Origin of the sequence: Micromonospora phytophila (assembly GCF_023656545.1) — a bacterium.
Lineage (GTDB): Bacteria > Actinomycetota > Actinomycetes > Mycobacteriales > Micromonosporaceae > Micromonospora > Micromonospora phytophila.
Map to the genome: position 1 here is coordinate 1 of NZ_JAMOKF010000196.1, position 10,387 is coordinate 10,387.

The 10,387-nt window shown below is 73.4% G+C and carries 10 protein-coding genes and 1 tRNA gene; 4 read left to right on the forward strand and 7 right to left on the reverse strand.

All coding sequences use genetic code 11. From position 1 onward, the window contains the following. Positions 1-117: 117 nt before the first annotated feature. From thrC to argS, 4 genes are all read right to left on the reverse strand, one after another. The gene (thrC, locus tag NCC78_RS20805) at positions 118-1,167 is read right to left on the reverse strand and encodes a threonine synthase (protein WP_250796413.1); all 1,050 of its coding nucleotides are present in this window, start codon (positions 1,165-1,167) and stop codon (positions 118-120) included. Between the two features lie 240 nt (positions 1,168-1,407). Further along, a complete protein-coding gene (locus tag NCC78_RS20810) occupies positions 1,408-2,721 on the reverse strand; it encodes a homoserine dehydrogenase (RefSeq protein WP_250796425.1) in 1,314 nt (437 codons plus the stop codon). Positions 2,722-2,729: 8 nt separating this feature from the next. Next, positions 2,730-4,112, reverse strand: coding sequence for a diaminopimelate decarboxylase (lysA, locus tag NCC78_RS20815; protein WP_250796414.1), 1,383 nt, complete (start codon positions 4,110-4,112; stop codon positions 2,730-2,732). A 1-nt stretch (position 4,113) separates the two neighbouring features. After that, complete coding sequence (gene argS, locus NCC78_RS20820) at positions 4,114-5,778, reverse strand: arginine--tRNA ligase (RefSeq protein WP_250796415.1); 1,665 nt, start codon at positions 5,776-5,778, stop codon at positions 4,114-4,116. 100 nt (positions 5,779-5,878) lie between these two features. On the opposite strand from argS, the gene NCC78_RS20825 reads away from it, so the two are divergent. The 4 genes from NCC78_RS20825 to NCC78_RS20840 all read left to right on the forward strand — a co-directional run bounded on the left by NCC78_RS20825 (position 5,879) and on the right by NCC78_RS20840 (position 8,526). After that, on the forward strand, positions 5,879-6,676 hold the full coding sequence (locus tag NCC78_RS20825; protein ID WP_250796417.1) for a thioredoxin-like domain-containing protein: 798 nt from the start codon (positions 5,879-5,881) through the stop codon (positions 6,674-6,676). Positions 6,677-6,684: 8 nt separating this feature from the next. After that, positions 6,685-7,350 (forward strand): DUF305 domain-containing protein, encoded by a 666-nt coding sequence (locus tag NCC78_RS20830; protein WP_250796418.1) that lies wholly within the window; start codon positions 6,685-6,687, stop codon positions 7,348-7,350. Between the two features lie 232 nt (positions 7,351-7,582). Next, positions 7,583-8,278: a winged helix-turn-helix domain-containing protein gene (locus NCC78_RS20835; RefSeq protein ID WP_250796426.1), complete on the forward strand. Its 696-nt coding sequence runs from the start codon at positions 7,583-7,585 to the stop codon at positions 8,276-8,278. Between the two features lie 173 nt (positions 8,279-8,451). Next, positions 8,452-8,526, forward strand: a tRNA-Arg gene (locus tag NCC78_RS20840). Between the two features lie 333 nt (positions 8,527-8,859). Here the strand turns inward: NCC78_RS20840 and NCC78_RS20845 are convergent. From NCC78_RS20845 to NCC78_RS20855, 3 genes are read right to left on the reverse strand one after another with little or no spacing between them, the layout of a single operon-like run. Then, positions 8,860-8,997 carry a hypothetical protein gene (locus NCC78_RS20845; protein ID WP_250796419.1) on the reverse strand — a complete coding sequence of 46 codons (138 nt, stop codon included), beginning with the start codon at positions 8,995-8,997 and terminating at the stop codon, positions 8,860-8,862. A gap of 48 nt (positions 8,998-9,045) precedes the next feature. Then, complete coding sequence (gene ligD, locus NCC78_RS20850; RefSeq protein ID WP_250796421.1) at positions 9,046-10,005, reverse strand: non-homologous end-joining DNA ligase; 960 nt, start codon at positions 10,003-10,005, stop codon at positions 9,046-9,048. A gap of 31 nt (positions 10,006-10,036) precedes the next feature. After that, positions 10,037-10,180, reverse strand: coding sequence for a hypothetical protein (locus NCC78_RS20855; RefSeq protein WP_250796423.1), 144 nt, complete (start codon positions 10,178-10,180; stop codon positions 10,037-10,039). Positions 10,181-10,387 lie beyond the last annotated feature (207 nt).

Consider the following 10,387-nt stretch of genomic DNA (forward strand, 5'->3'; position numbering starts at 1 on the left):
GCAGCAGCAGACGGACAAGTCCCGCCAAAGGCACAAGGGCCAGTCAGGCCAAGGGTCACACCTGCCACTGCCAGCAATCAGCTCACCACTACTGAGCCGACCCCGCCATGCTCACAGTCAGGCCAGGTCGAGGGAGCGGGCGGCGGCGAGCGGGTCGTTGGCGATGGTGACCGGGGCGGGGGCGGTGGAGATGGCCCACTCCGGGTCCTTCAGGCCGTGACCGGTGACCGTGCAGACGATCGTCGAGCCGGCCGGGACCGTGCCCGCGGCGCCCTGCTGGAGCAGGCCGGCCACGCTGGCCGCGCTGCCCAGTTCCACGAAGACCCCGACCTCGCGGGCCAGCAGCCGGTACGCGGCCAGGATCTCCCGGTCGGTGACCGAGGAGATCAGCCCGCCGGAGGAGTCCCGGGCGTCCAGCGCCTTGGTCCAGCTGGCCGGGTTGCCGATCCGGATGGCGGTGGCGATGGTGGACGGCTCGCGGACCACCTGACCGGTGACGATCGGCGCGGCGCCGGCCGCCTGGAAGCCGTACATCTTCGGGGCCCGGGTGGCGTTGCCGTCCCGCACCTCCTCGGAGTAGCCCATCCAGTAGGCGGAGATGTTGCCGGCGTTGCCGACGGGCAGGCAGTGGATGTCGGGCGCGTCGCCGAGCGCCTCGACGATCTCGAACGCGGCGGTCTTCTGGCCGTGCAGCCGGTCGATGTTGACCGAGTTGACCAGCGCGACCGGGTAGTCCTGGGCGAGCTTCGCGGCCAGCGAGAGGCAGTCGTCGAAGTTGCCGCTGACCTGGAGCAGCTTCGCGCCGTGCACCAGCGCCTGGGCCAGCTTGCCCAGCGCGATCTTGCCCTGCGGCACGAGCACCGCGCAGGTCAGCCCGGCCCGGGCCGCGTACGCGGCGGCGGAGGCGCTGGTGTTACCGGTGGAGGCGCAGATGATCGCCTTGTTGCCGGCCTCGACGGCCTTGGAGACCGCGAGCGTCATGCCCCGGTCCTTGAACGAGCCGGTCGGGTTGGCCCCCTCGACCTTCAGGTAGACGTCGCAGCCGAGCCGGGCGGAGAGCACCGGCGCGGGCAGCAGCGGGGTGTTCCCCTCGTGCAGGGTGACGACCGGGGTGGCGTCGGTGACCGGCAGCCGGTCCCGGTACGCGTCGATCAGACCCCGCCACATGTCGCTCTCCTCGCCTCTACCGCCCCGCCGAGCTGGGGACGTTCCCAGCGTGGACCAGCCTGCCCGACCGCCCACCGGCACACCCACCCTTAACCACCAGGCGAGACGCCGCCCGCACCCGCCCGGTATGGCCCACCGGCGTGGCCGCCACCGGCCCGCGCGTACCCACCCCGCCGGGCCGCGGTCCCCGGTCGGCCCGGACGCCGGCCACGGCGGGCGAAAGACGCCGCACCGGGCAGGTCACAGCCCGCCCTCGACCCGCAGCACGCTGGCCACCGAGCGGACGATGTCCAGCCCGCGCAGCTCGCGCACGGTGGCGGCGAGCGCGGCGTCCGGTGCCACGTGGGTGACGATGACCAGGTCGGCGTCCTCGCCCCGGCCGGCCGCGCCGCCGCCCGCCGGGCCCTGCCGCACGGTGGCGATGGAGACGTCGTGCCGGGCGAACACCCCGGCGACGGCAGCCAGCACACCGGGACGGTCGGCCACGTCGAGGCTGATGTGGTACCGGGTGAGGGCCTCCCCCATCGGCCGCACCGCCAGGTCGGCGTACGCCGACTCGCTGGCCGCGCGCACCCCGGCGAGCCGGTTGCGGGCGACCGCCACCACGTCGCCGAGCACCGCGCTGGCGGTCGGCGCGCCGCCGGCGCCCCGACCGTAGAACATCAGCTGCCCGGCCGCCTCGGCCTCGACGAAGACGGCGTTGAACGCGTCGCCGACGCCGGCCAGCGGGTGGCTCAGCGGGATCATCGCCGGGTGCACCCGGACGCTGACGGTCTCGCGGCCGGTGGCGTCGGCGCCCCGGGCGGCGATGCAGAGCAGCTTGATCGTGCAGCCCATGGCCTTGGCGCTGGCCACGTCGGCGGCGGTCACCTCGGTGATGCCCTCCCGGTGCACGTCGGCCGCGCCGACCCGGGTGTGGAACGCCAGCGAGGCGAGGATGGCGGCCTTGGCCGCCGCGTCGAAGCCCTCCACGTCGGCCGTCGGGTCCGCCTCGGCGTACCCCAGCTCGGTGGCCTCCTCCAGCGCCTCGGCGAAGCCGGCGCCGGTGGCGTCCATCGCGGAGAGGATGAAGTTGGTGGTGCCGTTGACGATGCCGGTGACCCGGTTGATCCGGTCCCCGTGCAGCGACTCGCGCAGCGGGCGCAGCAGCGGGATGGCCCCGGCCACGGAGGCCTCGTAGTAAAGGTCGCCGCCGCCCTCGGCCGCCGCGTCGTGCAGGGCGGCGCCGTCCTCGGCGAGCAGCGCCTTGTTGGCGGTGACCACGCTCTTGCCCGCCCGCAGCGCCTCGACCAGCCAGCCGCGCGCCGGCTCGATGCCGCCGACCACCTCGACCACCACGTCCACGTCGTCGGACTTGATCAGGCCGAGCGGATCGGTGGTGAACAGGGCCGGGTCGACCGGCAGGTCGCCCCGGTCGCGGCCGAGACGGCGTACGGCGATGCCGGCGATCTCCAGCGGGGCGCCGATCCGGGCGGCGAGGTCGGCCGACTGCTCGTGCAGCAGCCGGACCACCTCGCTACCGACCGTGCCGCAGCCGAGCAGCGCCAGGCGCACAGGTGACGTCATCCCACATCCAATGCGAGCAGGTCCTCTTCGGTCTCCCGCCGGACGATCAGACGCGCCTGGCCGGCCCGCACCGCGACCACCGGGGGCCGGGGCACGTGGTTGTAGTTGCTGGCCATGCTCCGGCAGTAGGCGCCCGTGCCGGGCACCGCGACAAGATCTCCGGGCTGCACGTCGGCGGGCAGGAATTCATCCTTCACCACGATGTCCCCGGACTCACAGTGCTTTCCCACCACGCGGGCGAGCATCGGCTGCGCGGTCGACGCCCGCGAGGCCATGGTCGCCGAGTACGAGGCGTCGTAGAGCGCGGTGCGGATGTTGTCGCTCATCCCGCCGTCGACGCTGACGTACGTCCGGATCCCGTCGACGTCCTTGACCGTGCCCACCTCGTAGAGCGTGAAGACCGCCGGCCCGACGATGGCCCGGCCCGGCTCGATCGAGAGATGCGGCACGGCCAGCCGTTCGGCGGCGCACTCGCCATCGACGATCTTGCGCAGCCGCTTCGCCAGGTCCTGCGGAGTGGCCGGGTCGTCCTGGGTGGTGTACGCGATGCCGAAGCCGCCGCCCAGGTCCAGCTCGGGCAGTTCCACCCCGCGCGCGTCGCGGATCTGCGCCTGGAGGCCGAGCACCCGCCGGGCGGAGACCTCGAAACCGTTGGCGTCGAAGATCTGCGAACCGATGTGCGAGTGCAGGCCGCGCAGCTCCAGCACGCCCTCGTCGAGGATCTTGAAGGCGGCGGCCGCGGCCGCCCCGCCCGCGAGGGAGAAGCCGAACTTCTGGTCCTCGTGGGCGGTGGCGATGAACTCGTGGGTGTGCGCCTCGACGCCGACGGTGACCCGGACCATCACCTTCGGGCGGACGCCCCGCTCGCGGGCCAGCGCGGTGAGCCGGTCGATCTCGGTGAACGAGTCGACGATGATCCGTCCCACCCCGGCGTCCAGCGCCCGGGTCAGCTCGCGCAGCGACTTGTTGTTGCCGTGGAAGCCGATCCGCTCCGCCGGCATCCCGGCCGAGAGCGCGGTGGCCAGCTCGCCGCCGGTGCAGACGTCGAGGTGCAGGCCCTCCTCGGCGATCATCCGGACCACCGCCCGGCAGAGGAACGCCTTGCCGGCGTAGTAGACGTCCTCGGTGGGGAAGGCGGCGCGGAAGTCCCGGCAGCGCGAGCGCAGGTCGTCCTCGTCGAGGACGTACACCGGGGTGCCGAACTCGGCCGCGATGTCGCGGACGCCGAGGCCGGCGACGGCGAGGGCGCCGTCCGCCGCCCGGGCGACGTTGCGCGGCCAGAGCTCCGGCACCAGGGCGTTGACGTCGCCCGGAGGACGCAGCCAGGGCGGCCGGCTGCCGATGTCGCCGTGCAGGGCGCCGGCCTCGTGAGCCCGCATGTCACATCCTCTCGGGGGCGGAGACCCCCAGCAGCCGCAGGCCGTTGGCGATCACCGTGCGGGTGGCGTCGTTGAGCCAGAGCCGGGCGCGGTGCAGGTCGGTGACCTCCTCCTCGCCGCGGGGCAGGATCCGGCAGTTGTCGTAGAACCGGTGGTACGCCCCGGCCAGCTCCTCCAGGTAGCGGGCAACCCGGTGCGGCTCCCGCAGCTCGGCCGCCGCGGCGACCACGGCGGGGAACTCGGCGAGCGCCTTGAGCAGCTCGTTCTCCTTCTCGTGGTCGAGCAGCTCGGGGTGGAAGCCGTCGGCGTCACCCCGGGTCAGCCCCACCTCGGCCGCGTTGCGCCCCACGCTGGCCGTCCGGGCCGCCACGTACTGGACGTAGTAGACCGGGTTGTCGCGGGTGGCGCGGGTCCACAGCTCGACGTCGATGTCGATCGGCGAGTCGCTGGAGTAGCGGGCCAGCGCGTACCGGGAGGCGTCCACGCCGATCGCGTCGACCATGTCCTCCAGGGTGACCACGGTGCCGGCGCGCTTGCTCATCCGCACCGGCGCGCCGTCGCGGACCAGGTTCACCAGCTGGCCGATGAGGATCTCCAGGTTGCGCTCCGGGTCGTCGCCGAAGCACGCGGCCATCGCCTTCATCCGGCCGATGTAGCCGTGGTGGTCGGCGCCCAGCATGATCACGACCCGCTCGAAGCCGCGCTCGCGCTTGTCCAGGTAGTAGGCGCAGTCGGCGGCGAAGTAGGTCCACTCGCCGTTGGACTTGCGCAGCACCCGGTCCTTGTCGTCGCCGAAGTCGGTGGTGCGCAGCCAGGTTGCGCCGTCGGCCTCGAAGAGGTGCCCCTGCTCCCGCAGCCGGTTGAGGGCGTGGTCCAGCTCACCCCGGTCGTGCAGGTCCTTCTCGTTGAAATAGGTGTCGAACTCCACGCCGAAGGCGCGCAGCGAGGACTTGATCTCGGCGAACATCAGCGCCACGCCCTCGACCCGGAAGACCTCCTGGGCGGCGGCGTCGTCCAGCTCCAGCACGTCGGGCCGGGTCCGCTGGACGGCCTCGGCGATCTCGGCGAGGTACGCCCCGGCGTACCCGTCCTCGGGGGCCGGCTCGCCCTTGGCGGCGGCGAGCAGCGAGCGGGCGAACCGGTCGATCTGGGAGCCGGCGTCGTTGAAGTAGTACTCCGTGCCGACCTCCGCGCCGGTGGCGCGCAGCAGGCGGCTCAGCGCGTCGCCGACGGCCGCCCAGCGGACGCCGCCGATGTGCACCGGGCCGGTCGGGTTGGCCGAGACGAACTCCAGGTTGATCTTCTGCCCGGCGAGCCGCGCGCTGCGGCCGTACTCCTCGCCGGCCTCGACGATCACCCGGGCGAGCTGGCCGGCGGCGGCCGCGTCGAGCCGGATGTTGAGGAAGCCGGGCCCGGCGATCTCCACCGACTTGACCCCCGGGGCGCGGCCGAGCTGCTCGGCGAGGCCGGCGGCCAGCTCGCGCGGCGGGACGCCCACCTTCTTGCTGAGCTGGAGCGCCAGCGTCGAGGCGTAGTCCCCGTGCTCGGGGTTTCGGGGTCGCTCCACCGCCGTCCGCTCCGGCAGGGCGGAGCGGTCCAGGCCCCGCTCGGTGAAGACGGCGTGGGCTGCGGAGAGGACGACCTCGGCGAGTTCTGCGGGAGTCACCGAACCATGTTATCGGGGGTAGACTCGGTCCCCGCGGCGGCGACCAGCATGTGAACCCAGGCCCGCCGGTTCCCCTGACCGACCGACCTGACGAGGCACGATGAGCATCAGCACCCCGGGCGGCCCTGAGCGCCGCCCGACCGTGGTCAGCACCGGCAAGAAGCCGGCGGCTGGCCGGCCGGCCGCCGGCGCGAAGGCGGGGTCCGGCAAGCCGGCGGGCACCCCTCGCGCGGGCGGCAAGGGCCCCCGCAAGCCGGTCGCCCCGGTCAAGGTCAGCCAGGGCCGCGCCTGGGGCCCGATCGCGCTCTTCGTCGCCGTGGGCGTGCTCGCCGCGTCGATCATCGGCTACGGCGCCTGGGCGTCGTTCCAGGGTTCCAAGCCCTGGGAGGACCGCGCCGCCGACATCGAGGGCATCGTCAACTTCCGCGAGAAGGACAAGAAGCTGGTCGAGGGCGGCAACCACCAGGCCGGCGCGATCACCTACTCGGTGCTCCCGCCGGTGGCCGGCCCGCACAACGCGGCCTGGCAGAACTGCATGGGTGACGTATACGACGCCCCGATCGCCAACGAGCACGCGGTGCACAGCCTGGAGCACGGTGCCGTCTGGGTCACCTACCGCCCCGACCTCCCGGCCGACCAGGTGACCAAGCTGCGCGAGAAGGTCCAGGGCAAGGAGAAGCTCATGCTCAGCCCGTTCGAGGGGCTGGACAAGGCGGTCTCCCTGCAGGCCTGGGGCTACCAGCTCAAGGTCGACAACGCCGACGACAAGCGGATCGACGACTTCATCAAGACCCTGCGGGTCAACGCCTCGATCGAGGGCCCGACCGCAGTGTGCAGCGGGGGGATCACCGCCACCGGCACCGCGCCGCGCGACAACCCGCAGACGCCGCAGGGCTGAGGAGGACGATGAGCGCCCCGACCACGATCGAGAGCAGCGTGCTCGACGACACGGCCCCGCAACAGGGCCGGACGTCCGCGCCCCGCTGGGGCACCGCGGCGCTGGCCCTCGCCGTCGTGGTCGGGCTGCTCCTCGGGTACGCCGGCGGCCTGCTCACGCCCCGGCTCACCCGCCCCGGCGACGCCTCCGTCGAGGCGGGCTTCGCCCGGGACATGATGACCCACCACGCGCAGGCGGTGGAGATGGGCATGATCGCCTTCGATCGGGGCACCGACCCCGAGGTGCGCAGCATCGGCGGTGACATCGCCACCTCGCAGCAGGGTGAGATCGGCACCATGCAGACCTGGCTGCGCTCGTGGGGGCTGGACCCGGCGGGCAGCGAGCCGGCGATGTCCTGGATGCCCGACGGGGCCGGCCTGGTCAGGGACGGCCTGATGCCGGGGATGGCCACCCCCGAGGAGATGGCGAAGCTGCGCGAGGCGCAGGGCCGCGAGCTGGACACGCTCTTCCTGCGGATGATGGTCAAGCACCACCTGGGCGGCATCCACATGATCGACGGCGTGCTCGACGCGAGCGACGAGTCCGACGTGGTGAAGACCGCGCAGACCATGAAGAACACCCAGCGCAACGACCTCACCAACCTCCAGAACGCGCTCAAGCGCCTGGGCGGCTGAACGCCGGCCGCCCGCCCCGCCACCCGTCGAGAGGTTCGCGTCACCGCCGGTCCGCCGGCAGGCGCGGACCTCTCGATCGTTTCGGCAGGAGCCGCTGGGCGCCCGCTTCCTACATGCTTTGTCTGGTTTAAAGGCTTTGGAGACGACTGCGCGGTCCGACCGATTCCGTCACTAAGAGAGTTTTCTCCGCACATATCGTGACCAGTTGCGATTCGGGCTCGTTGCGCAGGACGTGGGGGTTGCACTGAGAGACGCACGGCGTTCGGTCACCAGCTGGTGCCGGCGCCACACCATCGGCGGTGACGGGGCGGTGGCAGCCGTCCGTCGCGGACAGCGGCAGGGCGAGCCGGGAACGCTCAGCCGCGAACAGGAACTCGAACTGATCGACCTCCTGCGGGGCGTCCACCCCGACGCGTTCGGCCTGGACGAGGAGCTGTGGACTCGGCAGAGCCTGCACGCCCTCATCCAGCGCCACTTCGAGCTGCCGCTGGACGCCGGCGCGGTCGGGGCGTACCTGCGGGCCTGGGGGTTGGGTCCGCGCGAGCCCCGGGAGCGGGCCTGCGGGCTCTGCGTCGGCGCGGTGGAGCGCTGGGTACGCAGCGAGTACCCGGCGATCACCCGGGCGGCGCAGGAGCACCTGGCGGAGGTCTACTGGCTCGGCCGGGTACGCCTGCGCGGCACGATGCCGGCCGCGGACGTGATCTCGGCCGTCTCCTCCCGCGGCCGGGTGCGGTTCATGATCACCACACCGTCGGTCGACCCGCCGCTCCCCCGGGACTTCGTGCTGCGCCTCAGCGGCGAGGAGCAGCGGACCGTGCACCTGATCGTCGACGGCTCCTGGCCCCGCAACGAGTGGCCGCGCCGGCTCCCCCGACGCATCGTCCTGCACCCGCTGCCCAGCTGCGGTCGCGCCGTCGCCGCGGCCTGACCGAACCGGCCGGCGCGACCCGGCCGGCGGGGCTCGTCGGGCCTGATCAACTCGATGTCGCCGACATCGGGGCATCCGGGCCCCGTACACCCCGATGTCCGCGACACGGAGTCGATCACCGCATACCGATTCGGCGATCGCGGAGGAGTTTGCTAGTCTTCTCCAGTCGCTGAGCCCCCGTAGCTCAGGGGATAGAGCACCGCCCTCCGGAGGCGGGGGCGCAGGTTCGAATCCTGCCGGGGGCACCAGGAGTTGACGAAAGCCCGGGCCAGCTGGTCCGGGCTTTGTCGTGTGCCCCCGCACGGTAGCGGCCGGGACGAACGGGTCGATCAACGTGTCACCCGAGCGCGCGGCCGTTCCCGGGCACAGCCGGGTCCCGGCAGGGTTGCCACGGCCGGCCCGGCGACGCGACCATCCCACCGGCCCGACGGCGTGTCCCCGTCCCAGCGACGTGAGCCCGCCCCGGCGACGGTCCCCGCAACCGAGTCGGTGCCGCAGCCAGCAGCGCTGGCGCTGGATCTTCGTCGACGAGTACGGCCGTATCCGGTGCGGCGCGCCCCACCGGGTCATCCCCCTCGCGGTCACCGTCCGGGGAGGGAGAGGTCGCGGCGGACCCCCACCGGCATCCGGGACAACAGGTCCGGCGCCAGGTCGGCGGGGAGCGCCCGGGCGATCAGGTCGGCGTGCCACTCGACGTTCGCGAGTGTGGCGGCGGCCACGTCCGGCGGCAGATGGATCAGGATGGTCGCCGCCCTGGTCCGCGTACGTCAGCCGGCGGCGCGGCGGGCGCGGGCCCGGCGCTTGCCCTCATGCATGGCCTGCACCCGGGCGATCGGGATGGTGTGCCCCGCGGCGACCAGGTCCGCCGGGAGCCGCTGCGGCGCGGGCATCCGCTCGGCCCACGGGTCGCGGTCGGCGACGAGTGCCGGCACGGTACGGATCGTGAAGTCCGCCGGGGCGACGTCGCCCACGTCGGCCCAGTCGACGGGGAAGGACACCGGCACGCCCGGCCGCAGCCGGGGACTGTACGCGCCCACCACGGTCGCCCCGCCGGCCCGGGTGGAGTCCACGAAGACCTTGCCGCCCCGGTCCTCGCGGATGAAGGCGGTGGTGGCCAGCGCCGGGTCGAGCCGTTCGGCGCGGACCGCCACGGCGCGGGTGGCCGCGGCCATGTCCTCGGCGCTCGCGCCCGCCTCGACCGGTACGAAGACGTGCACGCCCTTCGCCCCGCTGGTCTTGACCGCGCCGGAGAGCCCGACGTCGGCGAGCGCCTGCCGGACCAGCAGGGCGGCGGCCACGGCCAGCCCGAAGGCGTCCCCCTCCGGCGGGTCGAGGTCGAGCACCAGGTGGGTCGGGCGGTGCAGGTCCTCGACCGTGGCCAGGGTCGGGTGGTACTCCACCGCCCGCTGGTTAGCGAACCAGAGCAGGGTGCGGCGGTCGTCGCAGAGGGCGTACGAGATCTCCCGGTGGGACGCCTCGGCCCAGACGGTGGTGCGGCGGACCCAGTCCGGGGTGTACTTCGGCAGGTTCTTCTGCATGAAGGGCGGCTGGCCGGGGCGCACCCGGATCACCGACAGCGGCCGGTCGCGCACCTGCGGCAGGATCCGTTCGTGCACCGCGTCGAGGTAGTCGACCAGGTCCCGCTTCGTCGCCCCGGCCCCATCGAACAGCGCCTGGTCCAGGTTGGTCAGCGCCACCCCGTCCCGGGTCTCGTCAGCCTCGCTCATCCGCCCACCCTCCCGGCCCGGGGGCCGATGGTCAACCGGACGCGGCGGGGGCACCCGGATCCACGGTGACCGACTGCCGCTCGGCAGGCGCCGGGAACGCCCGGGGCGGCGTCAACCGGTCATGGTCCCCGCCGGCGCGGATCGCGTCGAGCAGCCGGGCGGTGCGCCACGCCATCCGGGACGGCGGTCTGGGCCCGGCTGCCCGCGACCCAGGCCCTCGCCGCGCGGCTCGGCCTGGCCCGGGGCACGGTCAGCGCGCTTACGACGAGTTGGTCGCCGAGGGTGACTGGTGGCCCGGGTCGGGGCCGGCACCTTGACCCGGCCGGTCAGCCCGCCGGGCGGTGGGCCAGGCGGTGGGCCAGGTCGTCGCCGGCCGGGTCCG